The organism is Streptomyces sp. NPDC091377, assembly GCF_044757045.1.
Taxonomy (GTDB): Bacteria; Actinomycetota; Actinomycetes; order Streptomycetales; family Streptomycetaceae; genus Streptomyces.
Genome location: NZ_JBIVUE010000012.1, coordinates 128,878 through 147,133, shown reverse-complemented (window position 1 = coordinate 147,133; position 18,256 = coordinate 128,878). Strand labels below are relative to the sequence as shown.

The 18,256-nt window shown below is 73.2% G+C and carries 17 protein-coding genes; 5 read left to right on the top strand and 12 right to left on the bottom strand.

Translation table 11 applies throughout. The features are described from left to right. Nucleotides 1-9: 9 nt before the first annotated feature. From ACIQNG_RS25230 to ACIQNG_RS25220, 3 genes are read right to left on the bottom strand one after another with little or no spacing between them, the layout of a single operon-like run. On the bottom strand, nucleotides 10-1,068 hold the full coding sequence (locus ACIQNG_RS25230) for an ABC transporter permease (RefSeq protein WP_401436103.1): 1,059 nt from the start codon (nucleotides 1,066-1,068) through the stop codon (nucleotides 10-12). After that, complete coding sequence (locus ACIQNG_RS25225) at nucleotides 1,065-1,994, bottom strand: ABC transporter ATP-binding protein (protein WP_401487972.1); 930 nt, start codon at nucleotides 1,992-1,994, stop codon at nucleotides 1,065-1,067. The genes ACIQNG_RS25230 and ACIQNG_RS25225 overlap by 4 nt, the downstream gene beginning before the upstream one ends. Continuing rightward, entirely contained in the window at nucleotides 1,981-2,472 is a 492-nt protein-coding gene (locus ACIQNG_RS25220; RefSeq protein ID WP_401487970.1) for a GntR family transcriptional regulator, read from the bottom strand. The genes ACIQNG_RS25225 and ACIQNG_RS25220 overlap by 14 nt, the downstream gene beginning before the upstream one ends. A gap of 220 nt (nucleotides 2,473-2,692) precedes the next feature. Here ACIQNG_RS25220 and ACIQNG_RS25215 point away from each other — a divergent pair, with 220 nt between their 5' ends. From ACIQNG_RS25215 to ACIQNG_RS25205, 3 genes are all read left to right on the top strand, one after another. After that, nucleotides 2,693-4,702 carry an NAD-binding protein gene (locus ACIQNG_RS25215; protein ID WP_401488223.1) on the top strand — a complete coding sequence of 670 codons (2,010 nt, stop codon included), beginning with the start codon at nucleotides 2,693-2,695 and terminating at the stop codon, nucleotides 4,700-4,702. A gap of 69 nt (nucleotides 4,703-4,771) precedes the next feature. After that, nucleotides 4,772-5,563, top strand: coding sequence for a class I SAM-dependent methyltransferase (locus tag ACIQNG_RS25210; protein WP_401487968.1), 792 nt, complete (start codon nucleotides 4,772-4,774; stop codon nucleotides 5,561-5,563). A 136-nt stretch (nucleotides 5,564-5,699) separates the two neighbouring features. Then, complete coding sequence (locus tag ACIQNG_RS25205) at nucleotides 5,700-6,032, top strand: DUF6191 domain-containing protein (RefSeq protein ID WP_401487967.1); 333 nt, start codon at nucleotides 5,700-5,702, stop codon at nucleotides 6,030-6,032. A gap of 68 nt (nucleotides 6,033-6,100) precedes the next feature. Here the strand turns inward: ACIQNG_RS25205 and ACIQNG_RS25200 are convergent, their stop codons facing one another. After that, nucleotides 6,101-7,951, bottom strand: coding sequence for a S9 family peptidase (locus tag ACIQNG_RS25200; RefSeq protein ID WP_401487965.1), 1,851 nt, complete (start codon nucleotides 7,949-7,951; stop codon nucleotides 6,101-6,103). A gap of 173 nt (nucleotides 7,952-8,124) precedes the next feature. Between ACIQNG_RS25200 and ACIQNG_RS25195 the strand changes: the two genes are divergently transcribed. After that, on the top strand, nucleotides 8,125-8,925 hold the full coding sequence (locus tag ACIQNG_RS25195; RefSeq protein ID WP_401487963.1) for an SURF1 family protein: 801 nt from the start codon (nucleotides 8,125-8,127) through the stop codon (nucleotides 8,923-8,925). 72 nt (nucleotides 8,926-8,997) lie between these two features. Here the strand turns inward: ACIQNG_RS25195 and ACIQNG_RS25190 are convergent, their stop codons facing one another. From ACIQNG_RS25190 to ACIQNG_RS25160, 7 genes are all read right to left on the bottom strand, one after another. Continuing rightward, the gene (locus ACIQNG_RS25190; protein WP_401487961.1) at nucleotides 8,998-10,338 is read right to left on the bottom strand and encodes a hypothetical protein; all 1,341 of its coding nucleotides are present in this window, start codon (nucleotides 10,336-10,338) and stop codon (nucleotides 8,998-9,000) included. Continuing rightward, on the bottom strand, nucleotides 10,335-11,006 hold the full coding sequence (locus tag ACIQNG_RS25185; RefSeq protein ID WP_401487960.1) for a SigE family RNA polymerase sigma factor: 672 nt from the start codon (nucleotides 11,004-11,006) through the stop codon (nucleotides 10,335-10,337). The genes ACIQNG_RS25190 and ACIQNG_RS25185 overlap by 4 nt, the downstream gene beginning before the upstream one ends. 425 nt (nucleotides 11,007-11,431) lie before the next feature. After that, entirely contained in the window at nucleotides 11,432-12,517 is a 1,086-nt protein-coding gene (locus ACIQNG_RS25180) for an aspartate-semialdehyde dehydrogenase (protein ID WP_401436124.1), read from the bottom strand. Further along, a complete protein-coding gene (locus ACIQNG_RS25175; RefSeq protein WP_401436126.1) occupies nucleotides 12,514-13,791 on the bottom strand; it encodes an aspartate kinase in 1,278 nt (425 codons plus the stop codon). Before ACIQNG_RS25175 ends, ACIQNG_RS25180 begins: the two co-directional genes overlap by 4 nt. Nucleotides 13,792-13,994: 203 nt before the next feature. Further along, the gene (locus tag ACIQNG_RS25170) at nucleotides 13,995-14,657 is read right to left on the bottom strand and encodes a DUF5063 domain-containing protein (RefSeq protein ID WP_401436128.1); all 663 of its coding nucleotides are present in this window, start codon (nucleotides 14,655-14,657) and stop codon (nucleotides 13,995-13,997) included. Further along, nucleotides 14,650-15,249 carry a recombination mediator RecR gene (gene recR, locus ACIQNG_RS25165; RefSeq protein ID WP_401436131.1) on the bottom strand — a complete coding sequence of 200 codons (600 nt, stop codon included), beginning with the start codon at nucleotides 15,247-15,249 and terminating at the stop codon, nucleotides 14,650-14,652. Before recR ends, ACIQNG_RS25170 begins: the two co-directional genes overlap by 8 nt. A 57-nt stretch (nucleotides 15,250-15,306) precedes the next feature. After that, the gene (locus ACIQNG_RS25160) at nucleotides 15,307-15,651 is read right to left on the bottom strand and encodes a YbaB/EbfC family nucleoid-associated protein (protein ID WP_401436133.1); all 345 of its coding nucleotides are present in this window, start codon (nucleotides 15,649-15,651) and stop codon (nucleotides 15,307-15,309) included. A 253-nt stretch (nucleotides 15,652-15,904) separates the two neighbouring features. On the opposite strand from ACIQNG_RS25160, the gene ACIQNG_RS25155 reads away from it, so the two are divergent. Further along, complete coding sequence (locus ACIQNG_RS25155; RefSeq protein ID WP_401436135.1) at nucleotides 15,905-16,654, top strand: SLATT domain-containing protein; 750 nt, start codon at nucleotides 15,905-15,907, stop codon at nucleotides 16,652-16,654. A gap of 116 nt (nucleotides 16,655-16,770) precedes the next feature. Here the strand turns inward: ACIQNG_RS25155 and ACIQNG_RS25150 are convergent, their stop codons facing one another. Then, nucleotides 16,771-18,240: a M20/M25/M40 family metallo-hydrolase gene (locus tag ACIQNG_RS25150; RefSeq protein WP_401487958.1), complete on the bottom strand. Its 1,470-nt coding sequence runs from the start codon at nucleotides 18,238-18,240 to the stop codon at nucleotides 16,771-16,773. Nucleotides 18,241-18,256 lie beyond the last annotated feature (16 nt).

Sequence of the window (18,256 nt, the reverse complement as noted above, 5' to 3'; positions counted from 1 at the left end):
GGGGGGCGGTCAGGCCGCTCTGCGCCGCAGCACCAGGAGCGTCGCCGCGGTCAGCAGCAGCGCCGCGCCGCCGAGGATGCCGGTGTCGATCCACTGGAAGCTCCAGTAGTCGCCGGGCGGGTTGGCCTCGTAGAAGCGTGAGACGTACCCGTTCTTCCCCATGCATTCCCGTAGCTCGGCGCCGGACGGGTAGGGGCAGTTCATGACATCGTCACGGCGGCCGTCGGCGGTGATCAGCCCATAGGTGCCGGCGGACCACTTCTCCCCCATCGGCGGCTTCGGGGTGTCGCCCGCGCTGAGGTAGGACCGGGGGGTCACGAAGGTCCGCAGCTTGTGGGCGAGTTCGAGCAGGACGACGGTGGCCCCGGTGAGGGCGAGCGTCAGGCCCATGGCCGGGAGGACCCGGCGGGCGAGCAGCCCGATCAGGGTGCCGGCGGCGAGCCCGAAGAGGGCACCCGCGACGACCCGTGGGCCGGAGCCGCTGAGGGCGGTGGTCTCGTACCAGAACAGCCCGTAGCTGTGGTCGGCGGCCGGTTCCCGCCACCAGGCGAACAGGGTGGCGAGCAGTCCGGAGACGACGATGGTGCTGACCGCGGCGAGACCGAAGCGGGCGGTGAACCACTGGGCGCGGCTGATGCCCTGGGAGAGCACCGTCCGGTGGGTGCCGAGTTCGAGGTCGCGGCCGAGCAGCGGGGCGCCCCAGAAGACGCCGATCAGCACGGGCAGCGCGATGTTCAGCAGGCCGAGGTACTGGAGCGGGGCGATGTCGAGCAGCATCGGGGTGCCGTCGCCGGGCTTCGAGCAGTGCAGCGGGCCGGGGTCGCAGTGGTCGTAGATCCCGCTGCGGAGTTCATCGAGCATGCCCGCCCGGGAGTACGCGGCGACCGCGACGGCGGCGAGGAGTCCGGCCACCCCGACCGTGACGAGCAGCCGCGCCTGACGCCAGGCCAGCCAGAGGGAGCCCAGGAGGAGCAGCCGGGCGGAGCCGTCCGGTGCGCGGTCCCGCGCCCCGCCCCGCGCGTCCGGGGGTGCGCTGTCCAGGGTGCTGCCCGCGGGTGAGCGGCTCACGCGGCCACCTCCGCCGAGGCGCTGCCGGGCTCGCTGCCGGGCCCGCTGCCGGGCGCGTGGGGCTCTTCGTCGGCGAGATGGGCCATGAGCACCTCCTCCAGGCGGGGCCGGGTCACATGCCAGTCGCCGCGCAGCGGCCCCCGCCGCCGGAGCAGCGCGGTGAGCTGACGGCCGCTGACACCACGCCGTACGACGGTGTGGTCCGCGAGGTCGGCCTCCTGGTCGGCGCGGCCGGTGATCTGGACGTGGGACTCGCGCAGCGCGTCGGCGTCCTCGCACAGCGCGGCGCGTCCGTCCCGCAGCACCAGCACCCAGTCGCAGGTCTGCTCCAGCTCGGGCAGCACATGGGAGGAGAGCACGATGCTGGTGCCGTGCTCGGCGGCCTCGGTCATCAAGGTGGCCATGATCCGGCCGCGCACCACGGGATCGAGGTCGGCCATCGGTTCGTCCAGGAGCAGCAGTTCAGGGCGTTTGCCGAGGGCGAGGGCGAGGGCGACCCGGGTGCGGCGGCCCGGCGACAGCTCGCCCAGCCGGTCGGTGAGGGCGATCGCGCCCTCGGTGACCACCCGCTCGGCCGCCGCGCGGTCCCAGGTGGGGTTGAGCCGGGCGCCCAGGCGCAGGGTCTCCTCGACGGTGAAGCGCGGGTAGAGCGGCTTGTCCTGGGTGACCAGGGCGACCCGGGTGCGGGCGGCGGGGGTGCCGGGCTCGGTGTCCAGCACCCGGATCGCTCCGGCGCCGGGGCGCAGCAGCCCGCCGGCCAGGTGCAGCAGGGTGCTCTTGCCGACGCCGTTGCGGCCGACCAGGGCGGTGATGCGGCCCCGGGGCACGGTGAAATCGCAGTCGCGCAGGGCCCATGCGCCACGGGCCCGGTAGCGGAACCCGAGTCCCGTGGCGCGCAGCGCGGCCGGCGCGTCAGGCCCGGTCATGCGTCCTCCTGATGGTGGTGCGGGGGGCGGGCGGGGCGGGGTGTCCCCCGGTGCCGCCGCCCTGGGTGTCGTGGGCGTCCGGCGCGGTGCCGGCGCCCTGGGCGTCGTACGCGTCCAGGGCGGCCGTGATCAGGGCGAGTACGTCGGCGCGCTCCAGTCCGGTGCGGCGGGCGCGGGCCGTCCAGTCCGCCAGCTCGGCGCGGAGCGGGGAGTCGTCCTCCGCGCCGGGCCGGGCGAGCGAGCGGGTCACGAAGGTGCCGAGACCGCGGCGGAGTTCCACCAGCCCGGCCGCCTCCATGTCGCGGTACGCGCGCAGCACGGTGTTGGGGTTGACGGCGGTGGCCGCGACCACCTCCTTCGCCGTGGGCAGCTTGTCGCCGACCTTCAACGTGCCCATGCGCAGGGCCCGTTCGGTCTGTTCGACGATCTGCACATAGGCCGGGACGCCGCTGCCACGGTCGATCCGGTACTCGACCACGTCACCATCGCTCTTTCCTGGTTCCAGGTGCTGCCATGACGCCTGCCACGATCCCTACTTCAAACCATTCCATTAATGAATTAGCACAAGCATGGAAGGGAGGCGGGGAGGATGTCAAACGAGGGCCGTGCCGTCTGGAACCGGCGGGCGCGCCGAGGCAGTCTTGTCCCTCGTGGCGAGCGTTCCGGGGCAAGGGTCGGCAGGGGTCGCGGCGGGGCACATGGTGGTGTGCGGCGACGACGCGCTGGCCCATCGGCTCGCCGCCGAACTGCGTGGTGTCTACGGCGAACAGGTCACCCTCGTCGTCCCGCCCACCGGGCCCCGTCTGCGTCAGCCGGTGGTCGGCCGGGCCCGCGCGGCGTCGGCGGCCCTGCTGGACCGGATGGGCGCGGTGGTCGGCCGGGGCGGCGCGGCGGGCGCGGGGGCGCGGGCCGGGGCGGCGGACACCGACGGCGCGGGGATCAGCGCGGGCGGGGGCGCGGGCGAGCGGACCGTGGAGGCGGCCGAACCGAACGAGTCGGCGCTGGCGGAGGCGGGCGTGGACCGGGCGACGGCCCTGGCGCTGGTCCACGACGACGACGAGACCAACATCCGCGCCGCGCTGACCGCCCGCCGCCTCAACCCGAGACTGCGGCTGGTGCTGCGGCTCTACAACCGGCGTCTCGGCCAGCACATCGAGGAACTCCTCGACCAGGCATCGACGTTGGCGGCACAGCCACCGGGAGCGGCGGGAACGGCCAGGGCACCGGGAACAGCGGGGGCGGCGGGAGCACCGGGAACGGCGGGAGCACCGGGAACGGCGGGAGCACCGGGGGCAGCGGACGCGCCCGGCCCCTCCACCGTGGTCCTCTCCGACGCCGACACGGCCGCGCCCGCGCTCGCGGCGACGGCGCTCACCGGCACCAGCAAGGTCGTCGAGACGGACGGTCTGCTGCTGCGGGCGGTGGAACGCGACCCGCCGCGGCCCGGCCAGGTCGCCGACCCCGGTCTCGCCACCCTGGCGCTGCTGTCGGCGACGAGCAACGACCCGGCGGGCGCGGAGGGCGCGGAGGACAGCGGGGCGCAGGGGCCGCAGTTGCTGCCGGGCGCGGAGGAGGTCGGGGCGGCGACCGGCCGGGCGACGATCGTCCTGGAGCAGGTGTCGTACTCGGGCCCCTCACTGCCCGCACGGCGCGGCGGCCCGCCCTTCGCCTCGCTGTTCTCCCGGCGGCTGCGCTGGTCGCTGGCGGGGCTGGTGGCGTGCGTGGTGGCGCTGGCGGTGGCGCTGATCCTGGTCACCGACGACCACCCCCTGCACGCGACCTACATCACCCTGCTCGACCTGTTCGCGATCAACGAGCCGGCGGTGGACGCCCCGGCCGCCCAGCAGATCCTCCAGCTCCTGTCCGGTCTGGTGGGCCTGCTGCTGCTCCCGGTGCTGCTGGCGGCGGCCCTGGAGGCGCTCGGCACCTTCCGTACGGCGTCGTCCCTGCGCAAGCCGCCGCGCGGGCTGAGCGGGCATGTGGTCCTGCTGGGCCTGGGCAAGGTCGGCACCCGGGTGCTGACCCGGCTGCGCGAACTGGACATCCCGGTGGTCTGCGTCGAGGCCGACCCGGAGGCGCGCGGCATGGCGACGGCCCGGCGGCTGCGGGTGCCGGTGGTGCTGGGCGATGTGACCCAGGAGGGCGTCCTGGAAGCGGCCAAGGTCCATCGCGCGCACGCCCTGCTCGCGCTGACCAGCGTGGACAGCACCAACCTGGAGGCGGCGCTGTACGCCCGCTCCCTGCGCGCCCGGCTGCGGGTCGTGCTGCGGGTCTACGACGACGACTTCGCGACCGCCGTGTACCGCACCCTGCGCGCCGCGTACCCGGGGGCCCTCACCCGCAGCCGCAGCGTCTCCCACCTCGCGGCACCCGCCTTCGCCTCGGCGATGTTCGGCCGCCAGCTCCTCGGCGCGATCCCCGTCGAACGCCGGGTGCTGCTCTTCGCCGCGCTGGAGGTGGCCGGGCAGCCCCAGTTGGAGGGCCGCACCCTCGCCCAGGCGTTCCGCCCCGGCGCCTGGCGCATCCTCGCCCTGGACACGGCCCCCACCGCCCCCGCCCCGGACACCGCCGCCGCCCGGGACGCCCCCTCCTCCCTCATCTGGGACCTCCCCGACACCTACGTCCTCAAGTCCGGCGACCGCGTGATCCTGGCGGCGACCCGCAGGGGCCTGGCCGAACTGCTGGGCCGCCGCAGGGTGGGCAGCTGACGGACCCGCAGAAGCGGCCCCCGCAGGGGGATCTGCGGGGAAGCCCGAAGGCGTGTCAGGATGCGCCGCATGACTGAGCGGGCGATGAGCTTCGGGACGGTGGCGCAGGCGTACGAGCGGTACCGGCCGGGGTATCCAGAGGCGCTCGCCGACCAGGTGGCGGCGTACGCGGGCCGTCCGATCCGTACGGCGCTGGAGATCGGGGCCGGGACCGGCAAGGCCACCCGGCTCTTCGCCCGGCGCGGCATCGCGGTCACCGCGACCGAACCCGACCCGGCCATGCTCGCCGAACTGCGCCGACGGGTACCGGACTCGGTGCGCGCGGTGCGGGCCACGTTCGAGGAGGTCCGGCCCCGCGCACCGTACGACCTCGTCTACGCGGCGGCCTCCCTGCACTGGACCGCCCCCGAGAGCCGCTGGTCACGGGTGGCGGCGCTGCTCGAACCCGGCGGGGTCTTCGCCTCCTTCGGCGGGCCCTTCCGCCTCGCGGACCCGGCGCTGGCGGAGGCGGTGCGCACGGCGCGGGCGCCCTGTCTGGAGACCGACGAGATCCCCTCCCCGGACGGCACACCCCATGACCAGGACATGCAGTGGCCGGGTACCGAACTCCTGACGTCCGGGTGGTTCACCGATATCCGGCAGTCCCGGCTGGAGCGCCCGCTGACCCTGACCGCCCCCGACTACCTCGGTCAGCTCTCCACCGTCTCCGCCTATCTGGTCCTGCCGCCCGCCGTGCGCGACCGGGCGTTCCGCGCCATCGCCGCGATCCTGCCCGACACGGTCGAGGTCTCCGCCCACCTCACCGTGCACCTCGCCCGCCGCCGCGAGGAACGGCAGCCGCCCGAGCGGCCGGAGCCGTAGACCGCAGCGCCCTCCGCGCCCACGGCGCCCTCCGCGCCCACGGCGTTCTCGGCGCCTTCCGCGCCCCCGCGCCCTCGGCGCCCTCGGCTTCGCCGATCCCTTCCCGCGATCCGCCTTCCCCCCGCACACTGGGCCCATGGAATTCGCCGTTTTCGTGACCCTCCCCGGACTGGTCATCCTGCTCACGGCCATAGCCTTCGTCGATCAACTGCTGCTGCGCATGGGCCGGGCCGGGCTGCTGCCCTGGCGCAACGGGGCCCGCGCGGGGCAGGTCTCCGCCACCGGGTTCGAGCAGCTGCACGGCGCCCTGTCCGCGGGCAAGGCGCACGAGCTGAAGGAACGCCAGTCCTCCCTGCTGCTCAGGGACGACGAGGAGGACGGGGCACCCCCGCACCGGACCCGGGTGGATCTGGAGAGCGGCGTGGCGGTCGTCCGCCTGCCACCGTCCGCCGGCGCCCCCAGCAGCTGAGGGCGCCCCCCTCGTCACCGCGCGACCGTCACCACCCGGCCCTCACCACGGCCCTCACCGCGCGGCCCTCACCCCGCCACCGTCACCGCGTCCACCGGCCCGTCCACGTACCGGCGCGCGAAGTCCAGCTCCAGCCGGACCTGCTTGATGCGCTCGTCCACCACCAGCGAGCCGTGGCCCGCGTCGTAGCGGTAGACCTCGTGGGTGGCGCCCCGGGCCTCCAGACGCTTGACGTAGTTGTCGATCTGCCGGATCGGACAGCGGGGGTCGTTGACCCCGGCCGAGATGTACACCGGGGCCTTGACCTGCTCGACGTAGGTCAGCGGCGACGACGCCTCGAAGCGCTCGGGGACCTCCTCCGGGGTGCCGCCCAGCAGGGTGCGGTCCATCGCCTTCAGCGCCTCCATCTCGTCGTGGTACGCCGTCACATAGTCCGCGACCGGCACCGCCGCGATGCCCAGCGCCCACGACTGCGGCTGCGTACCCACCCCGAGCAGGGTGAGGTACCCGCCCCACGAACCGCCGGTGAGGATCAGCCGGGCGGGGTCGGCGAGCCCCGAGGCGACCGCCCACGCGCGGACCGCCTCGATGTCCTCCAGCTCGATCAGCCCCACCCGGTGCTTCAGGGCGTCGGTCCAGGCCCGCCCGTACCCGGTGGAGCCCCGGTAGTTGACCCGGACCACCGCGTACCCGTGGTCCACCCACGCGGCCGGGCCCGCCGCGAAGGCGTCGCTGTCGTGCCACGTCGGGCCGCCGTGGATGTCGAAGACGGTCGGCAGCGGGCCGGTCGCCCCCGCCGGCTTCTGCACCAGCGCGTGGATCCGGCCCCCGGGCCCCTCCACCCACACGTCCTCCACCGGGACCGAGCCCGGCGACCGCATCCCGGGCGGGTCCAGGACCACCCCGCCCGCCGTCGACCGCACCGCCGGCGGCTCGGCGGCCGACGACCACAGGAACTCCACCGTGCCGTCCGGCCGGGCCGTCGCCCCCGACACCGTGCCCGCCGGGGTCGGGACGCGCTCCAGCTTCCCCCCGGCCAGGTCGTAGCGGAACAGCTCGCTGCGCGCCTCGAAGCTGTGGACGATCAGCAGCCCCGTCCCGTCCGGGTACCACTCGGCGCTCACATCGCCCGGCAGGTCCACCGCCAGCTCGGTCTCCGCGCCCGTGCGCACATCCCACACCAGCGGCTCCCAGCGGCCCCGCCGCTGATGGCCGATGAGCAGCCGCGGATCCCCGTCCACCGGGGCGAAGCCCAGCACCTCCAGGCCCAGCTCGACCGCGCCGCCCTTGGTGTCGTCCAGCTCGGCGACCGTGGCACCGGCACGGTCCAGCACCCGCAGCGCGGCGTGCATCGCGTCGCCGTGCTCCGTGTGCTCCACGGCGATCAGCGTGCCGTCGTGCGACAGGTCGCCTACCCCCGCCGACTCCCGGTGCCGGTAGATCACCACCGGCTCCTCGCCCTGCCGGGCGAGATGGATCGTCGTACCCTCCTCGTCCGTCGAACGGCCCACCACCGCCGTACGACCGTCCCTGCCGAGCGCCAGACCCGCCGGGTACGACGGCTCAAGGCCGGGCGTGGCCGGTTCGTCCGGGCCGCCCTCGAAGGGCTGGCGACGCCACACCCCGAACTCGTCGCCGTCCTTGTCGTCGAACCACCAGACCCAGGTGCCGTCCGGGGAGAGCACTCCGTCCGTCGTGCCGTTCGGCCGGTCCGTGACCTGGCGCTGCGCACCGGTCGACCGGTCCCACGCATACAGCTCGTACGTCCCCGTCGCGTTGGACACGAACAGGGAGCGGTGCGGCGCATCCTCCGCCCAGTCGGGCAGTGACACCCGCGGCGCCCTGAACCGCTTCTCCCAGTCCGGCAGGGACGCGCTGTGCTGATGATCCGGCGAGACGGACCCGTTGCTCTCAGTCATGGCCCCATACTGCCTGCCCCGGGCGGTATCGCGCGCCCGAGGCCCCCAGCCTGTGGATAACTTTGCCCAACCACACACGGAAGCGTCTCTTCCGCCCACGTCCCGACACACCCGCCCCCGGTATCCGACCCCCGCGCCCGGCGCCCGCGGCGGCGCCCCGTACCGTGGACGGCGTGTACCGGTTCCTGCTGACTCCCCGATGGTGGGGGATCAACGTCTTCGTGCTGCTGGCCATCCCCTTCTGCATCTCCATGGGGTCCTGGCAGCTGAGCCGGTTCGAGGAGCGGATGGACACCCACCGCGACGCCGGCGCGCGCTCCGACCCCGACGAGCGCGGGGCCGCCCGGCCGCTGGACGACCTGCTGCCGGTCACCAAGGCGACCTCGGGCGAGCAGGCGACCGCGACCGGCCGCTACACCGACCAGTTCCTGGTCCCCGGGCGCACGCTCGACGACCGTGACGGCTTCTACGTCCTCACCCTCCTGCGCACCGACAGCGGCAGGTCCCTGCCCGTCGTGCGCGGCTGGCTGCCCGGCACCGCCGACGCGGCGAAGGCCCCCGCCCCGCCGACCGGCGAGATCACCGTCACCGGCGCGCTCCAGGCGTCCGAGACCCCGGGCAGCAACGGCGTCGCCGCCACCAGCGGTCTGCCCGCCGGCCAGACCGGCGCGATCAGCGCGGCCTCACTGGTCAACCTGGTGCCGTACGACCTCTACGACGGCTGGGTCACCCTGAACGAGGGCGACGCCGGGATGAGTGCCGTGCCCGCGGGCCTCGCCGCCGACACGGGGCTCGATCTGAAGGCGTTCCAGAACCTCGGCTACACCGGTGAGTGGTTCGTCTTCGCGGGCTTCGTGGTCTTCATGTGGTTCCGGCTGCTGCGCCGCGAGGTGGAGACCCTGCGCGACGCCGAACTCGGGCTCGCCCCGGACGAGACCCCCGCCGAGCCGAGCCCTTCCCTCACCGCGCCCTGACCCCGGGGTCTCCCGAGTGCGGGGTTCCCTGACCCCTGGGTTCCCTGATCCCGGGTTCTACGATCCCAGGTTCTACGATCCCGCCAGCACCCCGGTCCGGTACACCGTCCCGGCGCACGCGTCCGGCACCGTGACCCCCACCGACGGGGAGCCCGCCTCCGGTGTGTACGACACCTGCACGCTGCCGTCGGCCGTGCCGTCCCCGGTGAGCAGTTGGGCGCCCGTGCCGGTGTCGCCGGTGGTGGAGCCTCCGCTGACGGCCGGGTCCTGGCTGGGCGTCGGGTTGGGGGACGGGCCGCCGTTGTCGCCGCCGTTGTTCCCGCCCTCCACGGGGCAGGTCTCGGACGGCACCCACGCGAACCGCACCTCGTAGGCGGCGCCGGGCAGCAGGACCAGTTGTCCCGCCCGCACCGAGGTGTCGGGCAGGTCGGAGGCCGCACCGCCGGGGGTGTGCTGGGCCACGCTGATCTTCGTGGCGTCGGCCGCGCCCTGGGCGACCGGGGTCACCGTGCCGTCGCCGGAGACGCTACAGCTCTCCTCGGAGACATTGCTGATCCGGAAGGCGCCGTACACCGTCCCGGCGGAGTCCGGCACGGCCGCGCTCGCACTGGCCCCGCCGAGCTGTGCGGCCGTGCACGGGGACGCCGCGGAGGGCGCGGAGGCGGCGGGGCCGCCCGAGGGCGTGCCGGGCGGGTCACCGGGCTCGGAGCCGTCGCCGCCGTCCTTCTCCTTGTCGCCGCCGGCCTCCTTGTCCTGGCCGCCGCCGGTGGAGCCGCCGGAGGCGCTGGACCCGTTGCCGGACTCCTCGCCCTGGCTGGAGCCGCCCTGGGCCTCCTCGCCGAGTCCGGCGATCGAGGGGTTGGCGCCCGGCCCGGCGGAGTTGGAGACATGCACCAGGGCGGGCACGGCGGTGCCGATGAAGAGCGCGGCGGCGGCCATGCCCACCACGGCCTGCCGCTTGCGGGTACGTCGGGCGGGCACGGCGCGGCGCAGATGGTCCAGCGTGCCTTCGCGCGGCTCGATCTCCTGCACGGCGTCGTGCAGCAGCCTGCGCAGTGCCAGCTCGTCCGAGTCGAGCCCCTGGGGGCCCTGGTCGTCGAGACGGTCGTTCACGGTTCCGTTCCCAGTGTGCGATTGCTTCGAGGTGTCCTCGGGGCGGTGCGCCCGCCCCTCGGGACCGGAAAGACGACGCCATCGCCCCCGGCGTTCCACCGGTCCTTCGTCCACCGACCCGTCGTCCGTAGACCCAGCGTCCGCCGACCCACCGTCCACCGGCCCGTCGTCCGGCGACCCGTCGTCCGGGGCCGCGTGAGCGTCCCGCGGGGGCGGGGCGGGGTGCTCACCGCGGCGGCGTTCGTCGCCGCCCAGTGGCTCGGGGGCCTCGCCGTCCGGCCGTTCGGTCCGCTCGCTCATGCCGGGGCTCCCATCGCCACCCGCAGGGCCGCGATGCCGCGCGAACCGTACGCCTTCACCGAGCCCAGGGATATGCCGAGCGTCTCGGCGACCTGCGCCTCGGTCATGTCGGCGAAGTAGCGCAGCACCAGCACCTCGCGCTGACGGCGCTGGAGGCCCTTCATGGCCTTGATCAGGGAGTCGCGCTCCAACTGGTCGTACGCCCCTTCCTCCGCGCTCGCCATGTCCGGCATCGGCTTCGAGAGCAGCTTGAGGCCCAGGATGCGGCGGCGCAGCGCGGAGCGGGAGAGGTTGACGACGGTCTGGCGCAGATAGGCGAGTGTCTTCTCGGGGTCGCGGACCCGTTTGCGGGCCGAGTGGACGCGGATGAACGCCTCCTGGACGACGTCCTCGCAGGAGGCGGTGTCGTCGAGCAGGAGCGCGGCGAGGCCGAGCAGGGAGCGGTAGTGGGTGCGGTAGGTCTCGGTCAGATGGTCGACCGTGGTCCCCGCCGCGATCTCCTCGGTACCGTCACGCTGGCCGGGAAGCGGGGTGGGCTGCGTCGCGGGCATGGGCGCGATCACCGGCATGCCACCGGTCCCGCCGGCTGATCTCGGCCGACGGCGCGGAACGGGCGGGCGCAGCGCGGTGCCGCGCGCAGCCGATGTGAAGTCGAGTACCTCTGCCACGCCAGTTGGACACACTTCCCCCCGTCAGGGTTGTACGTGCCGGGCGTCACTTCTGCGCCGATGTGCCGGGCCGACGACGTGCTTCCGCCGGACAGCACGACTGACGGTGCCTCAGTTGACCACATGCGTCCCGCTCTTCCCCTATGTCCCACAATGGAACGGGCGTCCCCACGCCCGCAGCACGGCGTCCCCACGCCGGCCTCAATGCGTCTCCGCACCCGGAAGGGCGACCGCATAGACGCCTCCCGCCCTCCACGTGGTTGCGGAGGGCGGGAGGAAATCCTCGATCGCCGGACGGCCACCGTTCAAGTGGTCCGGACTGTCGTCCGGCTCACACGCCGAACACAGATCCTACAAAGGGATCCGGCCAAGGTCGGAGCGGTTATGCGTCGTCATGGCGGCGGATATTCTTCGGCACCCGGGCCTCACGGGCCGTCAGGACCGTCTCCGCCCAGGTCAGGGGCCAGCTCGGCGGCGACCAGTTCCGCGATCTGGGCGGTGTTGAGTGCGGCGCCCTTGCGCAGATTGTCACCGCAGACGAAGAGTTCGAGGGCGGTCGGGTCGTCCAGCGCGCGCCGGACCCGGCCCACCCAGGTGGGGTCGGTGCCGACCGCGTCGGCGGGGGTGGGGAACTCCCCGGCGGCCGGATCGTCGACCAGGACGACGCCGGGGCTGGTGGCGAGGATCTCGCGCGCCCCGGCGACGGTGACCTCGCGCTGGAAGCGGGCGTGCACGGTGAGGGAGTGGGTGGTGACCACCGGCACCCGGACGCAGGTCACGGCGATGGGGAGGCCGGGCAGTCCGAGGATCTTGCGGGACTCGTCCCGCACCTTCATCTCCTCCGAGGACCAGCCGTCCTCCCGCAGCGACCCGGCCCACGGTACGACGTTCAGCGCGACCGGCTCCGGGAACGGCCCGGTGCCGTCGCCGACGGCCCGGCGCAGATCGCCGGGGGCGGTGCCCAGTTCCGTACCGGCGACCAGGGACAGCTGGCGCCGCAGCGCGTCGACACCGGCCCGGCCCGCGCCGCTGACCGCCTGGTACGAGGAGACCACCAGCTCGCGCAGGCCGAACTCGGCGTGCAGCGCGCCGAGGGCCACGATCATCGAGAGGGTGGTGCAGTTGGGGTTGGCGACGATGCCGCGCGGGCGCATCCGTACGGCGTGCGCGTTGACCTCGGGCACCACGAGGGGCACGTCCGGGTCCATGCGGAAGGCGCCGGAGTTGTCGACGACCACCACGCCCTTGGCGGCGGCGATCGGCGCCCAGCGGGCGGCGATGTCGTCGGGGACGTCGAACATGGCGATGTCGACGCCGTCGAAGGCCCCCTCGCTGAGGGCCACGACCTCGACCTCCTCCCCGCGCACGGTCAGCTTGCGGCCGGCCGAGCGCGGGGAGGCGATGAGTCGGATCTCGCCCCAGATGTCCGCGTGCTGGGACAGGATCTGGAGCATGACCGTGCCGACCACCCCGGTCGCTCCCACGACCGCGAGCGTCGGTCGGCCGGTCATCGTCCGGTGCCCCCATAGACGACGGCCTCGTCGCTGTCGGAGTCCAGTCCGAACGCGCTGTGCACGGCGCGGACGGCCTCCGGGACGTCGTCGGCACGGGTGACCACCGAGATACGGATCTCGGATGTCGAGATCAGCTCGATGTTGACGCCCGCGTCGGACAGCGCGGTGAAGAAGTCGGCGGTGACCCCGGGGTTGGTCTTCATCCCGGCGCCGACCAGGGAGATCTTGCCGATCTGGTCGTCGTAGCGCAGGGAGTCGAAGCCGATGGTGCCCTTGGCCTTGCCCAGTGCGTCGATGGCCTTGCGGCCCTCGCTCTTCGGCAGGGTGAAGGAGATGTCCGTCAGCCCGGTGGAGGCGGCGGACACGTTCTGCACGATCATGTCGATGTTAATCTCGGAATCCGAGATGGTGCGGAAGATCGAGGCGGCCTCGCCCGGCTTGTCCGGGACGCCGACGACCGTGACCTTGGCCTCGGAGGTGTCGTGCGCGACACCGGAAATGATGGCCTGCTCCACCTTCTGGTCCCCTTGATCGATCGGTTCGCTGCTGACCCAGGTGCCCTGAAGCCCGCTGAAGCTGGACCGGACGTGGATCGGGATGTTGTAGCGGCGGGCGTACTCCACACAGCGGTGGAGCAGCACCTTGGAACCGGACGAGGCCAGCTCCAGCATGTCCTCGAAGGAGATCCAGTCGATCTTCTTCGCCTTCTTCACCACCCGCGGGTCGGCGGTGAACACGCCGTCCACGTCGGTGTAGATCTCGCAGACCTCGGCGTCGAGGGCGGCGGCGAGCGCCACGGCCGTGGTGTCGGAGCCGCCGCGGCCCAGTGTGGTGATGTCCTTCTTGTCCTGCGAGACGCCCTGGAACCCGGCGACGATCGCGATGTTGCCCTCGTCGAGCGCGGTGCGGATCCGCCCCGGCGTGACGTCGATGATGCGGGCTTTGTTGTGGACCGAGTCGGTGATGACTCCCGCCTGGCTGCCGGTGAACGACTGGGCTTTGTGCCCCAGGTTCTTGATCGCCATGGCCAGCAACGCCATGGAGATCCGCTCTCCGGCGGTCAGCAGCATGTCGAGCTCGCGCCCGGCAGGCATCGGGGAGACCTGCTCGGCGAGATCGATCAGCTCGTCCGTCGTGTCGCCCATCGCCGAGACCACGACGACCACTTGGTGGCCGTTCTTCCTGGTCTCGACGATCCGCTTGGCGACGCGCTTGATGCCCTCGGCATCGGCTACGGAGGAGCCTCCGTACTTCTGCACGACAAGGCCCACGTGCGCTCCTCGCTCAATCCGTTGTGTCGGCTCAGTCTAACGAGCGGCCGAAAACGACCGTCCGGATATCGCATGGTGAGACACCCGGTCCGGCCGTCCGTGCCGCCCGTTCCGCAGGGCACATGCCCCCGGCGCACCCCGCGCACTCGGAAAAGTGCCGGGCATCACAGGAGTGGCCCAGGGGACGGCCGGTTCCGGCGCCGCTACTTGGCCGAGCGCAGGCCCAGCGGCCCCGCGATCTCCTCGGCCATCACCTGGCCGGCTTCAAACTCCAGCGTCTCGTCCCCCATCAGCGCCTCGTCGGTGTCCAGCCCGTCCAGTTCCCGCAGCGGCTGGTCGAGCCGGATGTGGGCGAGCACCGAGTGCAGGGCGCGCAGGGTCGCCGAGGCGGTGGAGCCCCAGTTGGAGAAGTACGAGAACTGCCACCACCACAGCGCCTCGGTGATCCGGCCCGCCCGGTAGTGGGCCATGCCGTGGCGCAGATCGGTGATGACATCGGCGAGGTCGTCGGAGATCCGGGCCGGGACCGGCGCCGTACGCGGCTCGTAGGGGTCGAAGACCTCGGAGTACACGTCGACCGGCTCCAGCAGCCGGGCGAGGTTCTCGCGCAGGCCGTCCGCGTCGGGCTCGGGGCCGAGATCGGGCTCGTAGCGCTCGTCCGGGAGGATGTCCTCGTGCGCGCCGAGCCGCCCTCCGGCGAGCATCAGCTGGGAGACCTCCAGGAGCAGGAAGGGGACCGCCGAGTCCGGCTCGTCGCCCTTCGCGACCTCGGTGACCGCGACCAGGAAACTCTCGATCTGGTCCGCGATCTGCACCGCGAAGTCGTCGGGGTCCTGGGTCGTTGCGTGCAGCGTGGCGTCAGACATCTAGGAGTCGTCTCCCCTCGAAGGCGCGGCCGAGCGTGACCTCGTCCGCGTATTCCAGGTCGCCGCCCACCGGGAGGCCGCTGGCCAGGCGGGTGACCTTGAGGCCCATGGGCTTGATCATGCGGGCGAGGTACGTCGCCGTGGCCTCGCCCTCCAGGTTGGGGTCGGTGGCCAGGATCAGCTCGGTGACCGTCCCGTCGGCCAGCCGCGCGAGGAGTTCCCGTATCCGCAGGTCGTCGGGGCCGACGCCCTCGATGGGGCTGATCGCGCCGCCCAGCACGTGGTAGCGGCCACGGAACTCACGGGTGCGTTCGATCGCCACGACGTCCTTGGGCTCCTCCACCACGCAGATCACCGCGAGGTCGCGGCGGGCGTCACGGCAGATGCCGCACCGCTCCTCCTGCGCGACATTGCCGCAGACGGCGCAGAAGCGGACCTTCGCCTTGACCTCCATGAGGGCCTGCGCGAGGCGCCGTACGTCCGTCGGCTCCGCCTGGAGGATGTGGAAGGCGATCCGCTGGGCGCTCTTGGGACCGACGCCGGGCAGCCGCCCCAGCTCGTCGATCAGGTCCTGGACCACGCCTTCGTACAACGGACTTCCGTCCTTCCTGGAATGCCTGGTACGTACGGTAGACGGCGCCCGGCCGCTTTAGAAAGGCAGACCGGGGACGCCGCTGCCGCCGCCCAGGCCCTGGGCCAGCGGGCCGAGCTTCTGCTGCTGGAGCGCCTGGGCGTTGTCATTGGCCGCGTGCACGGCCGCCACGATCAGATCGGCGAGGGTCTCGGTGTCCTCCGGGTCCACCGCCTTCGGGTCGATCTCCAGACCGCGCAGCTCACCGGCGCCGGTCACCCGCGCCGTCACCAGGCCGCCGCCGGACTGCCCCTCGACCTCCGTCTGCGCCAGCTCCTCCTGCGCCTTCGCGAGGTCCTGCTGCATCTTCTGCGCCTGCTGCAACAGCTGCTGCATGTTGGGCTGGCCACCACCGGGGATCACGATCGGCTCTCCTTCTCGGTACGGGTTTTCCCGTTCGGCACGAGCCTACGTGGTCGGCGCGGCCATCGCCCCGGCACTCTTTCGAGTGAGGGCGCCGGGAGTCCTATACCTGATCAAGGCCCACTTCCAGGCGGAAAAGCAGTGAAACCGTCCTCTTCGCCACCCATTGGGCGGTAGTAAAGGTCCCGGCGCATCAGCATCAGGAGTTTCCGTGCCGCCAGCGTCACACACCGTGATCAGTAGGGAGTGCCGGGTGGGTCAGCCGGAGATGCAGCCCGAGGGGCCGCCGCAGGACGGTCGGGGCGGCGAGGGGGCGGCCGGACCGCGCCCGGGCGATCTGACCGGGCGGGCCTTCCCGTCCGGCGGCTGGGACGAGCCCGCGGAACGGCTGGAGGAGCTGTACCGCTGGGTGGAGCGCGGGGCCCTCCAGACGGCCTCCTGGTACCTCTCCGACCGGGTGTGGAAGCGGCGGGGGGCGCGTGTCCTGCGCTCCGGGGCGGCGGTCGGGGCGGTCACCGGGACCACGCTGCCGCTGTTGGACCTGACCGGCGTCCTGACCGGTGGTGCCCCCTGGGGGTGTCTGGGGCTGCTGCTCGCGGTGGCCTGTGTGGGGACGGACCGGTTCTTCGGGGTGACCTCGGGCTGGATAAGGGACGTGGCGACCGCGCAGGCGGTGGCCCGGCGGTTGCAGCTGCTCCAGTTCGACTGGGCCGCGGAGAGCGTGCGGGAGGTGCTGGGGCCGACGGAGGGGACGGCCGGGGACGCCGCGGACCGGTGTCTCGGGGTGCTGCGGAGGTTCTCCGAGGACGTGACCGAGCTGGTGCGGGCGGAGACGGCGGACTGGATGGTGGAGTTCCGCACCGGGACCGCGCCGCTGGGCATGCAGACGGCGGTGCCGGGCGGTCCCCGGGAAGGGGTGGGGGCGCCGGGCCGGATCCCGCTTCCCCCGCTGGGCCCGGCCCGGCCGAACATGCCGCGGCAGCGTCCGCCGGAGACACGGTGAGGGCCGGGGAGGGTTCCCGGCCGGGGCCGGGCCCGGCTGCCCGGCTTTCCGTTCGACGGTGACTTTCAGTACGACGGTGACTTCAGTTCGACGGTGACTTCAGTTCGATGGCGGCTTCAGTTCGATGGTGAAGGAAAGGTCACCGGGCTCTTGAGTCCCGCCCGGTTCACCGCCCGTACCCCGAAGAACACATTGTCCTTGGACAGGTCGATCACCTGGCGGGTGACATCGCCGACCGGCACGACATGGGTCCACTCCGGGGAGGTCGTCTCGCGCCGGACGATCTCGTAGCCGGTGAGGTCGGGCTCGGTGCCGCGGCGCCAGGTCAGCTCGGTGGAGTTGGTGAGGTTCGCGGTGACGATCCGGGCGTCGCGCGGGGCGTCGGGGGCCTGGGCGAGGGTCCAGAGGGTGGCCGCGTTGACCCGCGCGACCCGGGCGATGTACGGCCAGTCGCAGAACTCGGGCAGGTCCCCGTACTGCCTGCCCGACTCGACGCGGACGTCCTGGTGCTGGTGGGCGTAGTCCTCGGCGGGTTCGGTGAAGCGGGCGGCGGCGAAGCCGCGTTCGAGGAACGGGATGTGGTCGCCGCCCCGGCGGTAGCGGTCGCGGCGGTGCACGACCCGGACCCGCATGCCGGTGGCGTCGTTGTCGGCCACGTCCCGGACGAACCGGGCGAGCTGGCGGGTCGCCGAGTCGTTCTCACCGCCGACCGAGCGGCGCAGCGCGGCTTCCTCGGGGGTCTCGGAGGACGGGACGCCCTCGGCGAAGAGCCGGACCGTGTGCGGGTCGCGGGTGCCGTCGTCGGCGGTGGGGCTGCCGACGATGTCGTTGGTGAACATGGCGCGCACGTCCGCGCCGTCCGCCGTGAAGCGGCCGGCCAGGTGCGCGGCCCCGTACAGCCCCTGCTCCTCCCCCGCGACCGCGGCGAAGACGATCGTCGCGGCCGGGCGGCGGGACGCCATCACCCGGGCCAGCTCCAGGACGACGGCGACCCCGGACGCGTCGTCGTCCGCGCCCGGGGCGTCGGAGGTGGCGTCCATGACGTCCGAGGCGCGGGAGTCGTAGTGGCCGGAGACGACCTGGATCCGGTCCGGGGCGACCGAGCCGCGCAGGGTCGCGACCACGTTGGTGATCCGGGTGGCCGTGGGGATGCGGGAGGCGGGTTCCTGGACGTACGACTGGAGTGCGACGGTCATCCGGCCGCCGGACCGGGCCGCGTACGACCGGAGTTCGGCGAGCAGCCAGTCGCGGGCGGCGCCGATGCCGCGCTTCGGGTCGTCCTGGCTGGAGAGGGTGTGGCGGGTGCCGAAGGAGACCAGTTTGCGGACGGTCGCCTCGATCCGGTCCGGGTCGATCTCGCGGAGCAGGGCGCGGAGTTCGCGGCCGGGGGGCTGATGGGTGGCGGGGCGGTCGGTGCGGTCGGGGCGGTTGGCCGCGGGGCCGGTGGCGGTGACGGTGGAGACGGTGGAGACGGAGTCGGCCGCGGGGGCGGCGCCCGGCGGTGCCGCGCACGCGCTCGCCGTGGTCGACCCGGTCACCGCCGCGGTCGCGGTCGCGGTCAGGAGTGTCCTTCGCGTGGGACCCATGCGTCCCATCGTCAGA

Coding starts and splice junctions, on each gene's coding strand:
- ACIQNG_RS25225 (WP_401487972.1), bottom strand. CDS start 1,994: ATGACCGGGCCTGACGCGCCGGCCGCGCTGCGCGCCACGGGACTCGGG.
- ACIQNG_RS25215 (WP_401488223.1), top strand. CDS start 2,693: ATGGTGGTGTGCGGCGACGACGCGCTGGCCCATCGGCTCGCCGCCGAA.
- ACIQNG_RS25210 (WP_401487968.1), top strand. CDS start 4,772: ATGACTGAGCGGGCGATGAGCTTCGGGACGGTGGCGCAGGCGTACGAG.
- ACIQNG_RS25205 (WP_401487967.1), top strand. CDS start 5,700: ATGGAATTCGCCGTTTTCGTGACCCTCCCCGGACTGGTCATCCTGCTC.
- ACIQNG_RS25200 (WP_401487965.1), bottom strand. CDS start 7,951: ATGACTGAGAGCAACGGGTCCGTCTCGCCGGATCATCAGCACAGCGCG.
- ACIQNG_RS25190 (WP_401487961.1), bottom strand. CDS start 10,338: ATGAGCGAGCGGACCGAACGGCCGGACGGCGAGGCCCCCGAGCCACTG.
- ACIQNG_RS25180 (WP_401436124.1), bottom strand. CDS start 12,517: ATGACCGGCCGACCGACGCTCGCGGTCGTGGGAGCGACCGGGGTGGTC.
- ACIQNG_RS25170 (WP_401436128.1), bottom strand. CDS start 14,657: ATGTCTGACGCCACGCTGCACGCAACGACCCAGGACCCCGACGACTTC.
- ACIQNG_RS25150 (WP_401487958.1), bottom strand. CDS start 18,240: ATGGGTCCCACGCGAAGGACACTCCTGACCGCGACCGCGACCGCGGCG.